At 63.5% G+C, this 21,175-nt stretch carries 20 protein-coding genes; 5 read left to right on the forward strand and 15 right to left on the reverse strand.

From position 1 onward, the window contains the following. Positions 1 to 60: 60 nt before the first annotated feature. The 9 genes from VF168_05630 to VF168_05670 form a co-directional block, all read right to left on the reverse strand. Positions 61 to 942, reverse strand: coding sequence for an ABC transporter permease (locus tag VF168_05630; protein ID HEX7003645.1), 882 nt, complete (start codon positions 940 to 942; stop codon positions 61 to 63). Next, entirely contained in the window at positions 935 to 1,939 is a 1,005-nt protein-coding gene (locus tag VF168_05635; protein HEX7003646.1) for an ABC transporter permease, read from the reverse strand. Before VF168_05635 ends, VF168_05630 begins: the two co-directional genes overlap by 8 nt. A 50-nt stretch (positions 1,940 to 1,989) precedes the next feature. Next, on the reverse strand, positions 1,990 to 3,567 hold the full coding sequence (locus VF168_05640) for an ABC transporter substrate-binding protein (GenBank protein HEX7003647.1): 1,578 nt from the start codon (positions 3,565 to 3,567) through the stop codon (positions 1,990 to 1,992). Between the two features lie 37 nt (positions 3,568 to 3,604). Continuing rightward, positions 3,605 to 4,294 (reverse strand): isochorismatase family protein, encoded by a 690-nt coding sequence (locus tag VF168_05645; GenBank protein ID HEX7003648.1) that lies wholly within the window; start codon positions 4,292 to 4,294, stop codon positions 3,605 to 3,607. A 17-nt stretch (positions 4,295 to 4,311) separates the two neighbouring features. Next, positions 4,312 to 5,511, reverse strand: a complete 1,200-nt coding sequence (locus VF168_05650; GenBank protein ID HEX7003649.1) for a hypothetical protein — start codon at positions 5,509 to 5,511, stop codon at positions 4,312 to 4,314. Then, a complete protein-coding gene (locus VF168_05655; GenBank protein ID HEX7003650.1) occupies positions 5,508 to 6,191 on the reverse strand; it encodes an isochorismatase family cysteine hydrolase in 684 nt (227 codons plus the stop codon). The genes VF168_05650 and VF168_05655 overlap by 4 nt, the downstream gene beginning before the upstream one ends. Further along, positions 6,192 to 6,980 carry an IclR family transcriptional regulator gene (locus VF168_05660; GenBank protein HEX7003651.1) on the reverse strand — a complete coding sequence of 263 codons (789 nt, stop codon included), beginning with the start codon at positions 6,978 to 6,980 and terminating at the stop codon, positions 6,192 to 6,194. Positions 6,981 to 7,063: 83 nt separating this feature from the next. After that, on the reverse strand, positions 7,064 to 7,882 hold the full coding sequence (locus VF168_05665; protein HEX7003652.1) for a CoA ester lyase: 819 nt from the start codon (positions 7,880 to 7,882) through the stop codon (positions 7,064 to 7,066). Next, entirely contained in the window at positions 7,879 to 8,577 is a 699-nt protein-coding gene (locus VF168_05670) for a GntR family transcriptional regulator (GenBank protein ID HEX7003653.1), read from the reverse strand. The genes VF168_05665 and VF168_05670 overlap by 4 nt, the downstream gene beginning before the upstream one ends. Positions 8,578 to 8,736: 159 nt before the next feature. Here VF168_05670 and VF168_05675 point away from each other — a divergent pair, with 159 nt between their 5' ends. From VF168_05675 to gnd, 5 genes are all read left to right on the forward strand, one after another. Beyond that, a complete protein-coding gene (locus VF168_05675; GenBank protein HEX7003654.1) occupies positions 8,737 to 9,912 on the forward strand; it encodes an acyl-CoA dehydrogenase family protein in 1,176 nt (391 codons plus the stop codon). Continuing rightward, on the forward strand, positions 9,912 to 11,087 hold the full coding sequence (locus tag VF168_05680) for a CaiB/BaiF CoA-transferase family protein (GenBank protein ID HEX7003655.1): 1,176 nt from the start codon (positions 9,912 to 9,914) through the stop codon (positions 11,085 to 11,087). Before VF168_05675 ends, VF168_05680 begins: the two co-directional genes overlap by 1 nt. Positions 11,088 to 11,111: 24 nt before the next feature. Beyond that, positions 11,112 to 11,582: a MaoC family dehydratase gene (locus VF168_05685; protein ID HEX7003656.1), complete on the forward strand. Its 471-nt coding sequence runs from the start codon at positions 11,112 to 11,114 to the stop codon at positions 11,580 to 11,582. Further along, the gene (locus tag VF168_05690) at positions 11,579 to 12,133 is read left to right on the forward strand and encodes an HD domain-containing protein (GenBank protein ID HEX7003657.1); all 555 of its coding nucleotides are present in this window, start codon (positions 11,579 to 11,581) and stop codon (positions 12,131 to 12,133) included. The genes VF168_05685 and VF168_05690 overlap by 4 nt, the downstream gene beginning before the upstream one ends. 215 nt (positions 12,134 to 12,348) lie before the next feature. After that, a complete protein-coding gene (gnd, locus tag VF168_05695) occupies positions 12,349 to 13,788 on the forward strand; it encodes a decarboxylating NADP(+)-dependent phosphogluconate dehydrogenase (GenBank protein HEX7003658.1) in 1,440 nt (479 codons plus the stop codon). Between the two features lie 273 nt (positions 13,789 to 14,061). On the opposite strand, the gene VF168_05700 is transcribed toward gnd, so the two are convergent. From VF168_05700 to VF168_05725, 6 genes are all read right to left on the reverse strand, one after another. Continuing rightward, entirely contained in the window at positions 14,062 to 15,678 is a 1,617-nt protein-coding gene (locus VF168_05700) for a glycoside hydrolase family 66 protein (GenBank protein ID HEX7003659.1), read from the reverse strand. A 35-nt stretch (positions 15,679 to 15,713) separates the two neighbouring features. Further along, positions 15,714 to 16,790 (reverse strand): glycoside hydrolase family 15 protein, encoded by a 1,077-nt coding sequence (locus VF168_05705; GenBank protein ID HEX7003660.1) that lies wholly within the window; start codon positions 16,788 to 16,790, stop codon positions 15,714 to 15,716. Between the two features lie 31 nt (positions 16,791 to 16,821). Further along, on the reverse strand, positions 16,822 to 17,649 hold the full coding sequence (locus VF168_05710) for a carbohydrate ABC transporter permease (protein HEX7003661.1): 828 nt from the start codon (positions 17,647 to 17,649) through the stop codon (positions 16,822 to 16,824). Further along, on the reverse strand, positions 17,649 to 18,530 hold the full coding sequence (locus tag VF168_05715) for a sugar ABC transporter permease (GenBank protein HEX7003662.1): 882 nt from the start codon (positions 18,528 to 18,530) through the stop codon (positions 17,649 to 17,651). The genes VF168_05710 and VF168_05715 overlap by 1 nt, the downstream gene beginning before the upstream one ends. A 110-nt stretch (positions 18,531 to 18,640) precedes the next feature. After that, complete coding sequence (locus VF168_05720; protein ID HEX7003663.1) at positions 18,641 to 19,849, reverse strand: extracellular solute-binding protein; 1,209 nt, start codon at positions 19,847 to 19,849, stop codon at positions 18,641 to 18,643. An 18-nt stretch (positions 19,850 to 19,867) separates the two neighbouring features. Continuing rightward, positions 19,868 to 21,112, reverse strand: coding sequence for an ROK family transcriptional regulator (locus VF168_05725; GenBank protein ID HEX7003664.1), 1,245 nt, complete (start codon positions 21,110 to 21,112; stop codon positions 19,868 to 19,870). Positions 21,113 to 21,175 lie beyond the last annotated feature (63 nt).

A 21,175-nucleotide genomic window follows, 5' to 3' on the forward strand; every position in this document is an offset into this window, starting at 1 on the left:
GCTGCTGGCGGACGCGTGCCGCGGCGCACTCGACCGGCCAGTTGCCGTGCCGCCGATCGGTCATGAGCCAGAGCGCGGGTCGATGAGATCACGCATGCTGTCGCCCACCATGTTGAACCCCAGCACTGCCAGGAAGATGCCGAGGCCCGGAAAGGTTGGCAACCACCAGGCATCGAGGATGTAAGACCTGGATTCAGTGATCATGGCGCCCCACTCGGGCGAAGGGGGCGCTGCGCCCAGCCCGATGAAACTGAGCGACGCGGTTGCGAGGATCGCCTGGCCCATGTCGAGACTGGCCTTCACGAAGACGGGCGTCATCGTATTCGGCAGGATGTGTCGAAACATCAGCCGGAGCTGGGTCGCGCCCAAGGCTCGAGCCGATGTGACGTACGCTTGACCGCGCAGGGAAACGACCTTGTTGCGGACCAGCCTTCCGTACTGCGCCCACCACACCATAGCCAGGCCGATGATGGCATTCTCTAGGCTTCGACCGAGCAACGCGGCGATGCCCATCGCAAGGATGAGGTATGGGAACGCGAGGAACACGTCCACTACTCGCATCATCACCCGGTCGACCGAGCCGCCATATAGTCCCGACACGGCGCCGAAGAGCGTGCCGAAGAGTCCTGCCGAGACCACTACCCGGAGACTGGCCCAGATCGATACTCGTGCTCCGTATACGACCCGGCTGTAGGTATCCCGTCCCAGATGGTCGGTGCCGAACAGGTGTTCGGTCGATGGCGGCTGAAGTCTTTCCAGAGGGGAGATCTGGACGGGCGAGTGGGTAGCGAACAGCGACGGGAGCAGCGCGACGAGCGCGAGGAACAGCAGGATCATCAGGCCCGGGCCGCCGCCGCGCACGAATCTGATACCGCGACGGAGTTGCCAGCGGAAGCCCTGAAGGCCGTTCCTCGAACCGGCCCAGGAGCTGTCGCTAGTCATACTGCACCGTCGGGTCGAGCCACGCCAGCGATATGTCGGTCAGGAGGTTGATCAGCGCGTAGAAGAGCGTCATCGTCATGACGAACGCCGTGATCGCGAAGTAGTCGTTACGCAGCATCGCCTTGACGGCGTAGTCGCCAACGCCGGGCCACGAGAAGATCGACTCGGTGATGACGGCGCCGGCCAGCAGGTGACCGAAGCGCAGACCGATGACGGTGACAATCGGGATGGCGGCCGTTCGGAGAACGTGGCGATACAGGACGGTCCGCTCCGTGAGACCCTTCGAACGCGCCGTATCGACGTACGGCTCTCTCATCACGTCGAGCATCGAGGAGCGCGTCATCCTCATGATCGTCGCCAGCGTGAGGCCGCTGAGAGACACGACCGGAAGGACGAGGTGCCTTGCCACGTCGAGCATGGCTCGCCAGTTGCCACTGACGATGGAGTCGAGCACCAGGAAGCCGGTCACCGTTTCGATATCGGCAGCGGTACCGAGACGACCGCCGGCGGGCAGCCAGCCGAGCCGACCGTAGAAGATCAGTTGCAGCATCAGGGCCACCCAGAAGATGGGTAACGCGGCCGCCGAGATGGCGATCCCCCGCAAGAGCCCGTCGACCCAGGTTCGGGCGTGACGCGCGGAGGCCACGCCAAGTGGAACGCCCACCAGGATGCTCAGCAACATGCTCAGGAAGGCTAGTTCGATGGTGTTCGGATAGCGTTCCAGGAGATCGGTCATCACTGGACGGTCGGTGACTATGGATCGACCGAAGTCGCCGCGGACCAGCCGCCCCAAGTACTCGACGAAGCGGACGAGCGTGGGCTCGTCCAGCCCCAGCTCCTCGCGCATGGCGTCGATCATCTCCTGGTTCGCGCCCACACCCAGAGCGGCTACGGCTGGGTCGGTAGGGAGCGCGTTCGCCATGAAGAACACCACCACGGCAACACCGAAGATGATGAACACCGTGAAGAACAGGCGCCTCAGGACGTAGGTGAGCACGCGCTCCCGATCCTCTCGTCTAGGTCTTCAGAAGTCGCTCAGGGCGGCCATCAGGGTGCCCTGTGCAGCTCGTAGAAGTGGATCAGTTCCGCCGTCATCGGTCTGTGGACGTAGCCGGCCACGTCCTCACGCATAGGCACGAACGCCTGCATCCGGCCAGCGAAGATGTCCGGAGCGTCCCGTACCACGATCTCGGCGGCCTGGCGCATCAGCTCGATGGCCTCCTCCTCGTTCGCCGACACCATGGCCTCGTCGATCAACCGGTCGACCTCCGGATTGCTGTAGTTCATGTAGTTATTGCCCTGGCCGTGCATCGAGTCGGAGTGATAGAGGAAGAGAAAGAGCTCCCTAGGGTCTCCGTAACGCGTCTTGATGTTGAAGATCATCAGCTCCTTGCGGAGCGCCGGGTCGCCGGTATTGCTGTAGTCGACGACCGTCTTTCGGATGGCTGGCCACTCGGCCGTCTGGATCTCGGCGTTCACGCCGGCGCTGGCCAGGAGGGCCTGGATCGCTTCTGCCAGAACCTTCTTGGTCGGGTCAGGTTGGTGTGTCCAGATCCGCAACTGAAGGCCCTGTCCGTTAGGGTAACCAGCCTCCGCCAGCAGTTCCAGCGCCTTCTCGGGGTCGTAGCTGTAGGGGTTAGGGACCGCTTCGCCACCCAGCAGCTCCGGAACGAGCGGGCCTGGCGAAGGAGCGGCCATGCCGTCCATCAGGTCGGCGAAGACCTGGCCATCCCAGAGGTAGTTGAGGGCCTGGCGAACCCGCACATCCTCGGTCGAGCCACCCATCACCTGGATGCGGGCGAATATCTGATCGAGTGTTGGCCCACCCTCGACCTTGATGCCGTCCGTATCCCGGTAGATGTCGATATAGGTGGGCTCGTAGAGGAGCGAGATGTCGAGGTCGCCGCGCTCGAGCATCAACCTCTGGGTGGCCGCCTCCGGCACCGTAAGCAGCTCGATGGTCGCGAAGTGGGGGCCTTCCCAGCCGCGCCAGTAATCGGGGTTGGCCTCGAGCACGATCCTCTCGCCTCGTTCTCGCTCGGCAAGCACGTAAGGACCGGTACCGGCGCTGTTCTCTTCCAGCCAGTCGCGCCCCCCGTTCTCTTCATCGTGCTCCTCTACGGCCGTCGGACTGACCATCCAGGCAAGCCAGAGGCTGCGGAGGAAGGGGGCGAACGGCTCACCGAGGGTGACGCGCAGCGTGAGCGGGTCGATGGCCTCGATGGTGTCGACATGCTGAAGCGACAGGTAGGCGCCCGAGCGCTGCAGCTCTATGAGCCTCTCGAGCGAGAACTTGGCGCTCTCCGCATCGAAGGGCGTGCCGTCGGTGAACGTGACGTCGGGCCGCAGGTGGAAGGTGTAGGTAAGGGCGTCTTCGGAAACCTCCCACGACTCGGCGAGCACGCCCTCGAGTCTCAGATCGGGAGTCAGGTCGACGAGCGGCTCGTAGACGTTCCTCAACTGAACGACGGTGGAGAAGTCGCTGGCTACGTGTGGGTCCCAGATGTCCGCTTCGGTTCGCACCCCGACTCGAAGCGCGCCCTCGGGCTCCGCCATCGCGCCGCCTGAGAACAGCGCGCCCACGAACGCGAGCAAGGTCAGCGTGAATCCGACAAGCCTCTTCATCGTTATCCTCCAGTTGGCGAGTGGCTTCAGTCCAAGATCACTTCGAAAGGCTGGTAGTTAGAACCGTCTTGCGCAGTTCGGAAACAACCTCGGCGAGCGGCATGACATCGGCGAACTTCATGTCCATGTCGATGAGGCTGACAGCGTGGGAGAGGCTCGACCTGTCGGCGCAGCACTCCTCGGGCACGATGACCCTGAGGTTGCAGGAGAAGGCGTCGGTGACAGCGGCCCGCACGCAGCCGCTTGTCGAGACCCCGCCAACTATCAGCGTGTCCACGCCCAGGTACGCCAGTTGGCTCCGTAAAGGCGTCTCGAAGAATGCGCTGGGCTTCGATTTCCGGATCACATACTCGCCATCGCGCGGTTCGATCGACTCCGGCCACTCGTCCGCCTCCGGATCGACGAGCCAGAGCGGATCCTCGGTGTGACCCCACTTGAGCGCGGTCACACCCCTCTCCACTTCGGTTCGCCTCGAGTCGCGCCTGGAGAAGAAGATCGGAAGCCGCAGCTCCCGCGAAACGCCCAGAAGCTCCCGGTACGCTTCCAGGGCCTGCTCGGCTCTATCGCCGTAGGCGTTCGGGTACTTGGGATCGACGAACAGCTTCGTCATGTCGACCACGAGAAGGGCTGGTTTCGAGCCGAATCCCATCCTCCGACCGAAGCCCCCCTTCTCGAACGCGGCGATGTCGTCTTCGCTGAGGACGGATGCCCACCTGCGTATCTCCACTGCGCCTTCTCCTCCCCTCAGGCCTTGGCGGAAGAAGTCATCTCTTCGACTCGGGTCCTGAACGCATCGTCGGAAAGGCTTCCGCCCTGCCGCTCGGCCTGGCTCCTGGTCCAGTCGACCAGCTCTTCGATATCGAGCGCCTCCGGGTCGACCCCGAACTCACGCAGCTTCATCGTCACCGCGTACTTCCCACTGAGGCGACCGAGGGGGAAGCGCCGCTGGTTCCCGACGAGCTCCGGGGGGAAAGGCTCGTATACGGCCGGGTCGGCGAGGACGCCCCTGATGTGGTTGTCCAGTTGGTGAGCGAAGGCGTTTTCACCTACCACCGGCTTCGATTTTGCCAATGGCACCTGCGCCATCCTCTCCACCTGCCGGGCCAGTTCGGTCAGCCGGCCGAGGTGGATTCCGGTGTCGAAGTCGTAGATGTGCTCGAGCGTCATCGCCACCTCATCGAGCGAGACGTTGCCCGAACGCTCGCCCAGGCCGTTTACCACGCAGTCGACCCAGTGCGCTCCGGCCTCGACGGACGCGCAGACATTCGCCATCGCCAGGCCGAAGTCGTTGTGGACATGAACGCCAACAGGGACATCAACCGCCCCGACGACCGCCTCGACCATCGCTCTGAAACCCGTGGGGCCGCAGGCGCCCATCGAGTCGGTCACACGTAGTCGATCGACGCCGGCCTCCTCCAGTGTCCGTACGACCTCTATGAGGAAGTCCGGGTCGGCACGGGTGGCGTCGGTGGGAGAGAAGGAGACGAAGGCTCCCTGCTCCTTGGCGTAGCGCACGGCTTCCGAAATCGTTTGCAACACTTCTGCGCGGGTGGTGCGGAGGACGCGCTCGAGCCGGATGTCCGAGATGCCGAACTGCATGCTCACGATATCCACGCCGCACTCCAGTCCGGCTTCGACGTGGTGGCGCCAATTGGGTACGTGGATCATCGAGATGCTTTCGATCTTTGCCCGGAACCCCTCGGCGACGAACGTCTTGACGATCTGCTTGTCCTCTTCGGACACTCCGGGGTACCCCACCTGGATCTGCTTGATTCCGATGTCGTCGAGGCGGTGAGCGAGCTCTATCTTCTTCTCCAGGGAGAAGGCGGCTCCCGCGGATTGTTCTCCCTCGCGAAGGGTGCAGTCGCAAAGGAAGACGTCACGCGCCGCGACCCTCTGCCGCACCTCGGGCAGGGAATTCCAGGGACTGAGGGGAAGGCTCATACAGCGTCCTTTCCGCCGTCTGATCCGGCGCTAGTTCTCTGCCAGGCGGCGATGATCTCAGCGGAGGTTGTCAGTTCGTGGCGAGCAGCCTGAACTCGGAGCGAGGCCTCGTGAAGCTCCTTGTTGGTCGTCGCCACAAGGTCCACGGGCAGGACCGCGTAGTAGTCGTGGAAGGTCGCGTCGCGGCCGGTCGACTCGACACATCCCTGAGTCGTGGTTCCCGTGAGGATCACCGTTTCCACGCCCGATTCCTTCAGTAGCCGGTCCAGTTCGGTGCGGGTGAAAGCGCTGCTCCGCCACTTCCTGACAACGGTGTCGCCACTCCGAGGCTTGACCATATCTACGAAGTCGTGACCCCAGGTGCCGAGAATGGTGTACTGCCCGTCCTTGCCGTCACGGGTCTTCAGACGCAGCCAGGCCGGGGAGTCGCTCTTGCCTTCGGGGAGGGTCGTCTGCTGGATGTAGACCAGGGGGACGCCGATTTTGCGGGCACGTTCGAGGAACTCGGCCAGAGGAGCGAGCATCGCCCGTATCGACTCGAGGTTCTTCCCTGCCTTGTCGAACGCCCCGCCAGGAGAGCAGAAGTCGTTCTGCACGTCGATGATCAGCACCGCGGTCCTCGAGGGAGCGACGATCTCGTCGAGCCGGTCGAGGACTTCGTGGTGGAAGATCCGCTTCATCTATGCCGCTTCCCGCGACCCGCTCCAGTCGGACGCGCGGTAACCGAGATCCGCGGAAACGGCAGCTCCGCAGGCGATCGCTCGGCCCAGGACCGCCTCCATCTGGGTGGGAGTCCAGCGGCTGCTGGGACCCGAAACGCTTATTACCGCGATGGCCGAACCATTCCCATCAAGAACCGGCACCGACAGGCCCGACACGCGCATGATCGTCTGCCCCACCGTCATCGCGGCTCCACGGCGCCGGATCTCCTCGAGTTCGATGAAGTACTGAGCCGGGTCGATAGTCGTCTGGGGCGTTACCTTCGTCAGACCACAGATGTCGACGATGCGCCGAGCTTCTTCGAGCGGCATGAAGGCGAGGAACACGCGACCTGTCGAACCCAAGGTCAATCTCTTTCGGTCTCCCACGCGCAGGCTGCGCCTGAGCTCCTGGTTGCTCTCGACCGAATGCACGCACACACGATCGAGGCCCTCTCGCAGGTAGAGCCCGACCGTCTCGCCAGTCAAGTCGCGAAGCTCCTCCATGTGCCGCTGTGACCTTGCTACCAGCTCGGCCTGGAAGGTGTTGCGCGAGACGAGCGTCAGCGATTGAGGTCCCACCCTGTACTTGCCGGACTGCTCGTCGCGCTCCACGAATCGGCGTCGAGCCAGGGTGGCGAGAAAACGGGCCACGCTGGCCTTGTTGACGTCGAGCCGCCTGCTGACCTCGTTCACCCCCAACGGTTCGGGGCTGGATGCGATCTCCAGGAGTACGTCGAGTCCGCGCTCAAGGGTTTGGATGCTCTGCATGTGTTTCTCCTAGAGAAACTCTTGTTGCTTAACGTGGAACAAGTTTAAGCAGGGCGGCATGACCTGTCAAGGTTCACCGGCCTTCAGTCGAGGCCCAGCGTCCGTTTGGCCCAGGCAACGCTGGGGGCGTCGATCATCTCCCCGTCCAGGTTGGCGACTCCCGATCCGCTATCAAGCGCTTTCCGATGCGCTTCCAAAGTGCGCCGGGCAAGCTCCATCTCCTCCTCGTTCGGTGCGAAGGCGTTCTGGACGAGCGGGACCTGACCCGGGTGGATGACGAGCTTGCCGGTGAAGCCAAGTTCTCGAGCATGAGCGCTGTCCTTCGCCAAGCCTTCGAGATCGTCGATCGGTGGAAAGATGCCGTCCAGCGGTGGTTGCAGCCCGGCGGCCAGGCTAGCGATCGCCAGCCGCGCCCGCGCCTGCTCGAGGAGCGGCTGATCGGCCCGCCAACGGAGTCCGAACTCGGCCAGGAGGTCGAGCGAACCCAGGGCGAACCTCTCCAACGCCGGGTGCGACCGGGCAAGCGAGCTCAGCCGTTCGAGGCCCGCTGCGCTTTCGATGGTGGCGACAAGGGGGAGGCCCAGGGCGCCAGGCGCGGCGAGGTGCTCCTCGGCGTCGACTTTCGGGAGCATGAGACCGTCGACTGGGACGCCTCCCTCGATGATGGCGCGGACGGCAGCCAGGTCGGCTTCACGCTCCGACCCGCCGGCGGCATTGATCCTGATGATGGCGCGGCACGAAGACCCCGAGCGGAGCAGATGGGCGCTCACCTCACGAGCGGTGGCACGCTCCTCGTCTGGCACCCCGTCCTCCCAATCCACCACGACGACGTCGGCCCTGCTGCCCAACGCCTTCTGCAGCTTGCGGCGGTCGTTACCGGGAACGAACAACCAGGCGCTCACCTGGAGGCCCGGCCGCCACTTCCCGCTGGCGCACCTTCCAGCAGGTGCGCCAGGAGAAGCTCCCCGGAGCGATGCACGTGCAGCCTGAGCAGCGCCTCGACCCGCTCCACGTTCCCCTGCTCGATCACCTCGATCAGAGCCAGGTGCTCGGCGACCGACTGCTTGATCTGGCCCGGAACCTTCAGCGGCGTGAAGGGCGGTTGCCCCAGCCACAGGCCATCGATCATCCGCACCAACCGCTCCATTCCACTCGCCCGGTAGAGGAGGAAGTGGAACTCGCGGTTGGCGCGCACGTAGCTGTCGCCGTCCCCCGTCTCGCCGGCGGCCGTCAGAGAGCCGGTGAGGCGCCGCAACTCCTTCACTGTTTCCTGCTCCAGCCTTGCTACCGCCCGGGCCGCGGCGTACGGCTCGAGCAGCTCGCGAAGCGCGAAGATCTCCCGAACCTCTTCCGGGCCGAACGACCTGACGAAATAGCTGCCCCGCCCCTTCGACTCCACCAGCCCATCGACCTCGAGCCTCCTCAACGCGTCCCTAACCGGTATGCGGCTCGTCCCCAGGAGGCTCGCCAGCTCCTCCTGAACCAGCCGAGCGCCTTCCGCCAGAGCGCCGTCGAGGATCGCGCGGCGCAACACCCGGTAAGCCTGCTCCTCCAGAGTTTCCTTGTTGACCGATGGCAGCGTCCGGCCTAGGGACATCTTCACTTCCCGTTCCCCTCTGTATACAGTTGACAGTATATGCGGGGCTTTCTAAGATGGCAATCCGACGACGACCTCGCCATTACAGCAGTTCGCCGGGTTCGTCGCTTGACGATCGGACCATAGGCAGGCCCTGCGACGAACGGGAGACGAACGACGATGGTGAAGAGCGGCAGCGTCGAAGACCAGGAACTCCACGCCGAGTTGCGGAGCGCGGTCAGGAAGTTGTGCCAGCGCTTCCCGTCGAGCTACTGGCGCGAGCTCGATGCCCGCAACGGGTATCCCGAGGAGTTCCTGGAGGCGATGACCGATGCCGGGTACTTGAGCGCCCTGATACCTGAGCAGTACGGGGGCTCGGGCCTCGGGATTACGGAAGCTTCGATAATCCTCGAAGAGGTGAACCGGTCGGGCGGAAACGCCGGCGTATGCCACGCGCAGATGTACATCATGGGGACCCTCCTTCGTCACGGATCGGAGGAGCAGAAGCGCCGCTATCTGCCGGAGATCGCCGCCGGAAGGCTGCGGCTGCAGGCGTTCGGGGTGACGGAGCCCGATGCGGGTTCCGACACCACGCGGATCAGAACGCAGGCGGTGAAGCGCGGCGACGTATACCTGGTCAACGGGCAGAAGATCTGGACGTCACGGGTGGAACACTCCGACCTGATGCTCCTGTTGGCGCGCACGAGCCCGGTTGCCCAGGGCGGCAAGAGGACAGACGGCCTTTCGATCCTGCTGGTCGACCTGCGTAGCGCGATCGGCCGCGGAATCACCATCGAACCGATCGACACGATGATCAACCATCATACGGCCGAAGTTTTCATCGAGAACCTCGAGGTGCCTATCGAGAACCTGGTCGGGGTGGAAGGCGGCGGCTTTCGCTATCTGATCGATGGGCTGAACGCCGAGCGCATCTTGATAGCGGCCGAGTCGATCGGGGACGGCGACTGGTTCATCGAGCGGTCGGTCGATTACTCGAACAACAGGCAGGTTTTCGGCCGGCCGATCGGCGCGAACCAGGGGATCCAGTTCCCCATCGCCCGCGCCTACGCCCACCTCAGGGCCGCCGACTTGATGCGCTATCAGGCCGCGCGGCGCTTCGACGAAGGCGAGCCCTGCGGAGGGGAAGCGAACATGGCCAAGATGCTGGCCGCCGACGCCGCCTGGGAAGCCGCCAACGCTGCGATGCAGACCCATGGGGGTTTCGGCTTCGCGCGCGAGTACGACGTGGAGCGGAAGTTCCGGGAGACCAGACTGTATCAAGTGGCGCCCATCTCGACGAACCTGGTCCTGTCTTACATCGGGCAGCACATCCTGGGAATGCCCCGCTCGTACTGATGCCTCCACTCGACGGCACACTCGTAGTCTCGCTCGAACAGGCCGTCGCCGCTCCGTTCGCCACCCGCCAACTCGCCGACCTCGGCGCAAGGGTCGTCAAGATCGAGAGGCCCGGCGGCGGCGATTTCGCCCGCCATTACGACACGACGGTCGACGGCAGTTCCAGCTACTTCGTCTGGACGAACCGTTCCAAACAGTCGATCACCCTCGATCTGAAGAATCCCGATGGAGCCGTCGTCCTCTCTCGCCTGCTCGACAAAGCGGACGTCTTCATCTACAACCTGGCGCCGGGCGCCGTAGACCGCCTCGGGCTGTCCGACATCCGCTCCCGCCTGCCCCGGCTGATCACCTGCTCGATAACCGGTTACGGTCCGGATGGGCCGCTCCACGACAGGAAAGCGTACGACCTCCTGATTCAGGCCGAAGCGGGTCTCATGTCGATCACGGGCACCGACGAGTCCCCGTCCCGAGTGGGTGTCTCCGTGGCGGACATAGCCGCCGGCATGTACGCCTTCAGTGGGATACTCACTGCGCTTCTGCACAGGCACCAGACCGGTGAGGGCGTTCACATCGAGGTTTCGCTGCTCGACTCGCTGGCGGAGTGGGTCAGCCAACCGGCCTACTTCGCCCACTACGGCGGAGATGCTCCTCCACGCTCCGGCCCCTACCACGCCACCATCGCCCCCTACGGTCCGGTGCTGACCGGGGAGGGTGACACGCTGCTGATCGGATTGCAGAACGAGCGCGAGTGGAGCAGTTTCTGCCGGCTGGTGCTGGAACTGCCCGAACTCGAGACGGACGAGAGGTTCGACTCCAACCCGAAGCGGGTAGCGAACCGGCTTGCCCTTCAGGAGGAGATGAACCGGTCGTTCGGTGCTCTGAGCACGGATGCGGCCACGGGCCTGCTGCGAGAGGCCGGAATCGCCTTCGGACGGATGAGGGGCGTGGAGGAACTCGTCGAGCACCCACAGTTGCGGGCACGGGGCCGGTGGCAGCCTCTGCCGACGGCGGGTGGGAAGGAGATCGAGGCTCTCCTTCCACCCGTCACATCGGACGCTTGGGATCACGTGATGGGACCGGTGCCCTCACTGGGGGAGCACACCGAGACGATCCTCGAGGAGCTCGGCTACCAACGAGAAGCACTAGCGAGGCTGCGTGATGCGAAGGCGATCTGAGCAGGAAAGGCGGACGAAGTGGGCGTGAAGGAAGGCTGGAAGGGCCGGTTCTACGAGGACTTCGAGGTCGGTGATGTCTATGAACATCCCCTTGGCAGGACGATCTCCGAGGCGGACAACACCTGGATGACGCTTCTGACCGTCAACAGCAATCCGATCCACTTCGACCACGAGTACGCGTCCCACACAGAGTTCGGCCGGCCGCTGGTGAACTCTCTGCTCACCCTCGCGGTCGTCACCGGTCTCTCCGTGAGCGACATCTCGCAGAACGCGGTGAACCTGGGCTGGGACGAAGTCAGGTTGCCCCAGCCCGTCTTTCATGGCGACACGATCTACGCCCGTAGCGAGGTGCTGAGCAAGCGGTTGTCGAAGTCGCGGCCGAGCATGGGCATCGTCTCGTTCCGTACTACCGGCCTGAACCAGTACCGGTCGCCGATAATCCACTTCAGGAGGACGGCGCTGGTGTACCGGCGGAAGCAGGAGAAGGAAGCGTGAAGAAAGCACTTGACCTCGAGCAGGTCTTCCCTGAGGTCAACGAGATCACCGATCAGCGCCTGCGTAGTTCGGTGATGAAGGTCTGGCAAGAGCTTTGGAATGCCTCCGAGTGGAACGATTTTGCCGAGGTGCCCACCTCCCGGGAGATTCCCTACTCCCACGTTCCCCACAACCGAGCCGTCGTCAGGATGGCGATAGCGGTTGCGGACGTTTTCGAGGAAGTTCATGGAGTGAAGGTCGATCGCGACCTGCTGATCGCGGCAGCGCTCCTTCAGGATGCAAGCAAACTGGTGGAGATGCGGCCCGGCGCCGACGGCAAGGCCGAGGCCTCGAGGATCGGCAAGAGTTACCCGCACGCCTTCTGGGCAGCCCACGTGGCTCTTCAGCAGGGGGTGCGCGAGGACGTCGTTCACATCATCCTGACTCACTCGCCAGGCTCACCGAAGTTCCCCGAATCGCTGGAAGGAAAGATCCTCTACTACGTCGACCAGCTCGACGTCCTGGCCATCTACAAGGACCGCTGGAAGAAGCAGCTGATGATCAGCAAGTAGGCCGGCAGCTTGGACCAGATAATTCATCGACCGGCCCCCTGTCGGCCGAACCGGCCTCCTCCGACGGATCACGGCAGCCCCCTCGCAGCGGGGAGGCAGTACCTGTCGCGCGTCGGCCCGGTAGGGGCCCTAGTACTGAGCCTTCTTCAGACGAGGGCGATATTGTGCCACAGGCTGAGCGCAGCCAACGAAGCGGATCGCAGAAGGAGAAAAGCGTGGAATTGGGGCTGATCGGCCTTGCAGTGATGGGGCAGAACCTCGTACTCAACATGAACGACCACGGCTACCGGGTAGCGGTGTACAACCGCACAACCGAGAAGATGCGCGATTTCATGCGCGGACCAGCGGCGGACACCGAAGTGAGGGGCTTCGAAACCCTCGAGGAGCTGGTGGGAGCCTTGGACCGGCCACGCAAGGTGATGCTAATGCTGCGGGCCGGGCCAGTGGTCGATCAAGTGATATCGAGCCTGCTCCCGATGCTCGAATCGGGCGACATCATCATCGACGGCGGCAACTCCAACTACAAGGACACCAGGCGGCGAGGCGAAGAGCTCGAGGAGAAGGGAATCCGCTTCCTGGGCACCGGCGTATCCGGCGGTGAGGAGGGGGCCCGCAACGGACCATCGATCATGCCTGGCGGTCCGAAGGAGGCCTGGCACGAACTCGAGCCGATCTTCCAGGAAATCAGCGCCAAGGTGGACGGCCAGCCGTGCTGTGAGTGGATGGGCGAGGATGGCGCCGGCCACTTCGTGAAGATGGTCCACAACGGCATCGAGTACGGCGACATGCAGCTTATCGCCGAGGCGTACCACATGATGCGCGACGGGCTGAACCTGAGCGCGAAGGAGATGCACGAGAGCTTCGCGCGGTGGAACCAGGGACCGCTCGACTCATATCTGATCGAGATCACCCGCGACATCCTGGGCACTTACGATGACGAGGGCAAGTTGGTGCTCAACCGAATCGTGGATCGGGCCGGCCAGAAGGGCACCGGCCGCTGGACCGCCGAGGAGGCGCTCGAACAGGGCGTGCCGCTGACTCTCGTCACCGAGGCGGTGTTCTCCCGTTCCCTTTCGGCGCTCAAGGAGGAGCGCGAGACAGCCGCGCAACACTTCAAGGGCCCAGGCGCGAGCTTCGATGGCGACCGTGTTGAGTTTCTAGACGATTTGGAGGCGGCCCTCTACGCCTCGAAGATCGTCTCCTACGCACAGGGTTACATGCTGATGGCCACAGCCAAGGAGACCTACGAGTGGAGCCTGGACCTGGGCGCGACCGCCGCAATCTGGCGGGGTGGCTGCATCATCCGCTCGCGGTTCTTGAACGACATCGAGGCCGCTTACAGGCGGGATCCGAACCTGACCAACCTGCTGCTCGACCCATTCTTCCGTGAGGCCGTGGAGAACGCTCAGGCTTCCTGGCGACGGGTGGTGTCCCAAGCTGTGGCGTTAGGCATCGCGGTACCGGCGATGTCGGCGGCATTGGCCTTCTACGACGGCTACCGCACAGCCGACGGCCCGGCCAACCTGATCCAGGCGCAGCGAGACTACTTCGGCGCCCACACCTATGAGCGGGTGGATAAGCCACGCGGGGAAAAGTTCCACACGAACTGGACGGGGCGTGGGGGCGAGGTGGCTTCGGGATCTTACGAGGCGTAGGCGAAGGGTTTACCTGCTTTCGCCCGCTACCCCCCGAACAGGCTCGACCTGTAGACAGAGCTTTCTCGCGCGGCTACGCTCTGCCCAAAGTATGGATGACCAGTGGAAGCACCAGCAGGTCATCGAGGACCTAACGGCTGTAACGCGTTCCTGGGATGCGCAAACCGACTCTCGTATCGAGAAGCAGTGCAATTGCCCGCTTCGAAGGCATCAGGGGACTGACCCGCCGAACACCAGTTATGGCGCTAACGGGGAACTGTTCCCTCCCCTTACCTACTTAACCTCAATGACCACCGTCGCCCAGTAGTCGAGCCCCGGCAAGGCGATCGCCGACCCTCGCTCGCCCTTCGAGATCGCCAGCTCGCGAGCGGCTTCCCCATCGTCGGGCGACGACCACACGACCTTCTCGAGATCGAAGTGGTTGGAAAGCAGGAGCGTGAGGTCCTCGAGCCGTCGGGGCCGCTCCTTTGGAACGTTCCAGAGCGAATTCTCGGCCCCAGCCAGGTTTACAAGGTTGATTACAAACTGGCTACCTCGCTGCCTGACGTTCAGCCAGATCGCGCCCGACTCGGGCCCGACGCTGAACGGTGCGCCTTCGAGGGCAATCTCCTCGTTCACTCCGGAGGCGAAAGAACCAGCCACGTTCTGCAGAGAGTCAGCGAAGAGGTAGTGGTGGCAGGCGGCGGTATGGTCGTAGTAGCGGCGCATGATCCGGCTGAACTCCGGTCGCATTCGCCCATGGTTGGCGTAGTAGGGATCGCGCAGAACCCCTGTCCCCTCGCCCAACAACAGATGGAATCCTCCCGCACTGGCGATCACAGCCGTCGTCAGCAGGGCAGAATGTTCGGCCCCCTCGCACTCCTCCCTGAACGGTTCGAGGTAGGCCGCCAGGATCACCTGCTTATTCGAGAGGTAGCGAGCGCGCGTCACCAGTTCCACCAGGTCTCTGTAGCGCTCGTGGGACGGCCACACCTCGATGTACACCGCGGCCTGGTCGCTGCCGGCCACTCGCTCGATCGGCCAATTGTTGACTGCATTGAAGATAACGGCAGCACCTTCCCGAAGGGTACCGACCCTCTGGGCAGCCTCGTCGATCAAGCCGGGGAAGTGCTCGGCCAGGTCCACCGCCTCCCCCTTGGCGTCGTAGCTCCACTTCGGGAAGCCGTACTGGTCCATGTGGATGCCGTCGAAGCCGGCACCCGTCAAGGCGCTCTCGAACTCGCGGAGGATGTGTTCACGCCACGGTGCATCGGGCCGGATGTCGGTGATGTAGAAGAGGTCGATCAGCGAGAGCCTATCCCCTTTCGCATCACGTAACACCCACTCCGGATGCTGGTCGACGAACTCCGGCTCCGGCCCATAGACGGCACCGTAGGCGATTGCAGCCATCCCCGCCGCATGGCAGGCGTCGACACGAGCACGAACAGTCGTTAGCGAGAGACTGCGTCCCATAGCGTCTACGAACTCGTCCTGAGGCGGCAGGAAGCGGTAGTGTCGGTACACCCAGTCGTAGAACTGCACGACGTTGACATGGAACTTGGACAGCTCCCGAACCCGCTCGACCCCAGATTCCCCAGGGGCGAACTCGCTGAGGAAACCGTAGCGGGGAGCAACGCGCCAGTGACTGGCAACGAGGACGGCGGTACGCGCGACGGCGGACGAGTCGCGGAAATCGAGTCGCAGCATCGCCTCGTAGCCGCGCCCGTCGATCGCGGGCGACCTTAACTGGATTTCCAAGCAGCTCCGCCCGGGTTCTAAGCCGACTCCTCGGCTTTCGCTTGCCACGACCCGGGAAAGGTCGCGCAACTCAGCGGAGAGGCGGCAGCTTACCTTTTGCCCGTTGTTCTCCACTTCCAAACGAAGCGTCACTGGTTCGCCAGGTTTGGTCATGGCTGAATCTGGATAGGCGTCGATAACAGTGATGGTCACGGGACCTCCAGAGCCTTGACCAAGGTGAGGTAAGTGGCGTGCGACCAGAGCAAGGGACAGGCGCTTCTGCCCCAGCGCTCCTCCCACTTCGGAAGGTATGCAGGGTCGTTGAGGAAGCGCGAGGTCTGCTCGGGCAGGTGGCCTTCGGGTGTTGCCTGCGATTCGATCCAGACAAGCAGCCTCTCGGCTTCGGTTCGGTCGCCCACCGCCAGATGGTCGTGGGCGAGCGCGGCACTGAGGATTATCCAGCTGCCGCCGCCGTAGTAGGTGTCACGCGCATACCGGTGCACGCCCCCCTCCGGATCGAGCAGGTCGGCACGGACCTTCCGGGCGGTTGCGCGGGAGATCGGGTGATCGGCGGTCAGGACGCCGTAGGGGACGGTAAGCCAGAGGAGGTTTCCGTCCACCTCCTCGCCGCCAACGTGCTTGCTGAAGTGTCCGTTCTGTACGCCGTGCGTCAGAAGATACGCCCGAACCGCGCTTGCGGCGCCCTCGTACTGCGGTTCGCCCAGGATCTTGGCAGCCCCGAGCAGGCCTGCGTAGACGGCTCCGAGCGTCGCCGAGTGTAACTCTTCAGCATTCTCTTCCCAGCAGTCGAAGTTGGGCCGTGCCCATAGCGCCAGCAGGTAGTCGGCCACCACTCGGGTGGCGGAACGTTGTGAATCGCTCGCCTCCAGGCCATGCCGGGACAGGTGCCGCTCGAGGGCCCACAGCCAGGTGGCCAGACCATCGAGCTGGAAATTGGGCCACTCGCTGCTGCCTGGACTACCGTCGGCGCGGTAGCGGGTGTGGAGCAAGTGTCCCGGCTGGAATTCGCCGTCGGCCGAGACTTGGCCTGCCAACGAGGCCTGGGCAGCGATAGTTTTCACGGTCCAGTTGTGGAAAGCCCCGGCGCTGTCGGAGTGACCCCAAAGGTCCATGGCCTCTGCGATGAACGCACCGTCACGAAACCAGCTGTAACGGTAGGTGGGGAAAGTAGGACAGGCGAGGTAGGCGCCCTCGGCCGACTGGCCCTCCCTTATGACAGCGAGGCTGGCAGCGACGAGGGGCGAGGTGGTTGCTGGTATTGACATTGTCCTCCGTGACAATCCGGCGGTGTAGCGACTAGCCCTTGATGCCGCCGGTGCTTATCCCCTTTACGAACACGTTCTGGAAAGCGACGAATACGATCACCACCGGAACGATGGCGATGAGCGAGGCAGCGAAGACGAGGCCCCACTGAGTGCCGTGCTGCGCCTGGAAGAGCCTTAGCGCGATGGGCAGGGTGCGGAGGCCCGAATCGTTGATGATCGTCAGGGCCCAAGTGAACTCGTCCCAGGAGGCCAGGAAGGCGAATATGGCAGCGGTCCCTAGCCCGGGGCCGGCAAGCGGCACGGCGATGCGCGCGAAAGCGGTAAAGCGGTTGGCGCCGTCGATGTAGGAAGCCTCGAGCAGTTCGTTCGGAATGGCCTCGAAGAATCCGCGGAGGAAGAAGGTCTGGAACGGTATCGAACCGACCACATAGAAGACGATCAGTCCCAGATGCGTATTGAGCAGACCCATCGTGCGGGCCTCGAGGAACTGGGGGATGATCATCAGCATGGCCGGAATCATCATGGCGATCAAGTACATGTAGAAGAGCAGGTCCTTGCCCGGGAAGCGCATGCGGGCGAAGGCGTACGCCTGAGTGGCGGCGATGGCGACGGTGAAGAAGGTCGTGATTATGGCGACTTTGAGGCTGTTGAGGAAGTAGCGCTTGAAGTTGTTGCTGCCCCAGGCGTCGACGAAGTTCTGGGCCGTTGGCCGATCAGGGAAGAAGTCGGCAGTGAAGACGAAAGCGTTGGGTTTGAGTGCCGTCGATACCGTGTAGAGGAACGGAATCATCATCACCAGCGCCCCGATGATCAGGGCGGCGTAGATGAGGATCCGCTTGAGAAGGGCCCGACTGACCATCAGTAGCTGTAGGTCTGACGGATGAATCTGAACTGAATGACGCTTATCAGCAGGATCAGGCCGGCCAGCACCCAGGCGATCGCGCTGGCATATCCGAAGTCGAGGAAGTTGAACGCCTGGTTGTACATGTAGGAGAGGAACACCTCGGTCGAATGGAAGGGGCCGCCCCCGGTCATTATGTAGAACTGTATGAAGCTCTGGAACGCTCCGATGGTGAGCAGCACGAGGATGAAGAGCGTGGCCGGGGCCAGTAGCGGAATCGTTACGAAGCGAGCGACCTGAAAGCCGCTTGCCCCGTCTATGCGCGCGGCCTCGGTCAGTTCCTTGGGTACGCCTTGAAGCGCGGCAAGATAGATGATCATCACCCAGCCGACCCCCTTCCAGATACCCAACAGGGCGATGACGGGCAGGGCCGTGGCCGCGTCGTTAAGCCAGGCGGTATTGGGATCAACCCAGCCGAGTGATTCACCGAAGAACCGGTTGATAAGTCCTTCGGAATTGAACAGGAACATGAAGATAAGGGAGACGACCACCCAGGAACAGATCACCGGCAGGTAGTAGATCAGTCGCAGCACCACCTTGCCCCGTGTCGCCTTCGCCAGTAGGAGGGCGATTGCGAGGCCGAGGATCATCTGCCCTGGAATGCTGATCAACGCGTAGACGACCGTATTGCGCAGGGCAATCAAGTTCACCGGATCCTGGAAGACACGGGCGTAATTGGCGAGACCGATGAACTCGCTGGTACCGCGGATCCGCCATTCGTGGAGGCTCATCCAGAAGGCGTAGAGCAGGGGATATAGGGCGAATGTCCAGAACCAGATGAGCCCCGGGGCGAGGAAGAGGGCGGCGACGACGTATTCGCCCTTCCTCCACGGCGACACACGCGGGAAGATTCTGAAGCTGCTCCTCGCTACGGGTGCTGTTCTCACGCGGTTCATCTCATCGCTCCTGTTCGGGGGGTGCCCGGCGGTCGCCGGGGCACCCCGGTGAGCTACTTGAGTAGAGCGTCCACTTCGGCAGCGGCCCGATCGAACGCTTCCTGGGCGGATGCGTCGCCGGCCACCACGCGCTGGAAAGCCGTCTGGATAATTCCTTCTATCCTCGGCCACTCGGGGTGGGGCGTGCGCGGCTTAGCCGTCTGAAGCTGCTCGAGGTAGATGCCGTAGAAGGGGTGCTCCTGGATGTATGGATCCTGCAGCGCCTCCTTGATCACGGGGATCTGCCCGGTCGGAGCCATCGTCATCTGCGCCCACGGGCTAAGCAGGAACTGGGTGAACTTCCAGGCAGCCTCTTTGTCGTCGGAGTCGCTGAACATCACGATGTCCTCGCCGCCAACCACTGATATCGAGCCGCCATCGCCCGCCGGGAAGGGCGCATGAGCGAAGTTCATGTCGGGGTATTGGCTGGTGATGCTCGGGTAGGCCCACGGACCGTCCTGGGTGGCCACGTACTGACCGCTGCCCAGGCCCTCCCAGCTGCCCAGTCCCGAACCTGCGATAGTCGGGGCCAGGAAACCCTCGTCATAGAGCCCGACCAGCATCTCGACGGCCTCGACCGTGGCCGGGCTGTTGAGGTAGCCGGACGCGACGGTGATGTCCGGATCGGTCACCGCGCCGCCGTTGCTCCAGATCCAGGGTAGGAAGTACCAGGCGTAGGGACCCGGCAGCGAATAGCCGAAGACCTCCTCGGTAGGGTCGCTGGCCTCCTGAACGAATGTCACGAACTCGTCGAAGGTTGCCGGTGGCTCGTCGATGGCATCGCTGTTGTATAGGAAGACCTGGGTGTTGGTGTCGAGCGGCAGGCCGTAATAGTGGCCGTCCCAGAAGTTGGTCGCGAGGATTCCCGGGAACACCGAGCTCTGAAGTTGGGCGAATCCGTCGTATTCGTCGAGCTGCTCGAGCGCGCCCATGTCTGCGAACTCGGGCACCCAGATGATGTCCATCCGCACGAGGTCGGGCACTACGCCGCCAGCGAAGGCGGTGAGTAGTTTCTGCCTGAACTCTTGATAGGGGAACGCCGTGGCTTCGACTGTGATCCCCGGATTCTCGGCCTCGAAGCGGGGGATGACTTCTTCGAGCATCGTCTGCTCCTCGCCGGAGCCGGTGCTGTAAGTGTGCCAGAAGGTGATCGTCTGAGCCATGCCGACCGAGGCTGCGAGCATCGCAACGGTCAGAAGGGTCATGTGGAAAGGTTTCGGCATGTCTACTCCTCGTGAGGGCTAGATGTTGGTGACGTCGAGCTTGGGTCCCTGGTCGGGCTGCTGATCACCTCCCACGCTCATTGCGGCATTCGTTAGATAACGGCTTGCCGCCAGTCCGGCGGCGCCCCGGGCCCAGGCGTCGTCGCCCCAGGGGTCGACGACCAGGCTGACGCGCTCGCCCAGATCACCGAAGCTGAGTCGCTTGAGCTCGGCCTCGGCACTAGGCAAGAGAAAATCGGCTGCCCGCATCCCCTCGCCGCTCAGGACGATGAGACTGGGGGCCAGGATGTTGACGAGTGTGCTCATGGCGCGGCCCAGGGTCTTGCCGGCCTTGGCGTAGATCGACACTGCCTGCTCCTGCCCTTGGCGGGCCAGCTCGACAAGCTGATCGACCGGGGACCGTTCGGACAAGGTTGCACCAGCGAATCCGGGTATCCGCGCCTTGGCTTCCCGCACCAGCGCCTCGTCCGAGATGTAGGCCTCGAGCGTGCCCTTTCTGGCGTGGCCGGTTTCGGGCCCGTCGGGGTCGAGGAGTACGTGACCGATCTCGCCCGCGCCGCCGTTGGGACCGCGATAGAGCTCACCGTTGATAACGATTCCCAAGCCTACGCCGCGACCCAGCGTCAGCACGAAGAAGCTGTCGTGCTCGCGGCCGTGGCCGTACCAGGCCTCGGCGAGGGCCAGGGCATTCACGTCGTTCTCGACGAGTACCGGCACACCAAGGCGGGCCTCGAGGATCTCACCCAGGGCCACCTGGTTCCAGCCCAGCAGAGGCGAGTGGCGCACCGTCCCCTGATCGCAGTCGACTATGCCGGGGAGGTTCACGCCGAGAGCCCCGATCAATCTCTCCTCTTGCAGGTGCTCGAACGCCGCGACGATCTCATCTATTACCGTGTCGGGATCGGTCCTATCTAGTGCCGTGCTCTGCGCGCACTGGACCTCGGCGTTCAGATTGGTAAGGGCCAGCGTCAACGCAACATTGCTGACCTTTATCCCTGCGACGAACGCCTGGTCGTAGTTGACTTCGAGGAGGATCGCCTTTCGGCCCACCCCGTCTGAAGCTGCCTGCCTGGCCTCGTAGATCAGTCCGCGGTCGATGAGCTCGGCCGTGATGCTGGTGACCGCGGCCGGGCTCAAATGGAGGCGCGCAGCGATCTCCACCCGTGAGATCGGGCCCTCTAGGTGGACTATCTGCAGCACCGCGTTCTGGTTTAGAGAACGCAGCGCGTCTCGCGCTGTCGCGTTGGTTCGCCTGCCTGACAAGTTACCTCCATTGCTTGGGGACAGTTGCTCGCTTCGTGAAGGGAGTGCCATACACGCCCAAGA

The sequence above is a fragment of the Trueperaceae bacterium genome, from assembly GCA_036381595.1.
GTDB lineage: Bacteria > Deinococcota > Deinococci > Deinococcales > Trueperaceae > DASVCN01.